The 262-nt window shown below is 72.9% G+C and carries 1 protein-coding gene; it reads right to left on the reverse strand.

Annotation, left to right across the window (positions count from 1 at the left end):
* Positions 1–3: 3 nt before the first annotated feature.
* Positions 4–262: DUF502 domain-containing protein (locus tag SB771_RS35190; protein WP_410722068.1), on the reverse strand; the 259-nt coding region annotated here is incomplete at its 5' end.

The raw sequence follows: 262 nt of genomic DNA on the forward strand, positions 1-262 counted from the left end.
GGGTTACAGGTCGACGCCCGGCGCGCGCTGCGCGTCCGGCGTCGGAGAGAGCGGCGCCGGCCGGGCGCCCGGCACGGCCGGACCCGGGGCGACGACGCCCATGGAAACGATGTACTTCAAGGCCGCGTCCACGCTCATCTGCAGGTCCACCGTGTCGGCACGGGGCACCATCAGGAAGAAGCCGGACGTGGGATTCGGCGTGGTCGGCACGTACACGCTGATGTGGTCGCCGGGCAGGCGCTCGGCCACTTCGCCGCTGGGC

The organism is Burkholderia sp. SIMBA_051 (assembly GCF_046534915.1).
Taxonomy (GTDB): Bacteria; Pseudomonadota; Gammaproteobacteria; order Burkholderiales; family Burkholderiaceae; genus Burkholderia; species Burkholderia ambifaria.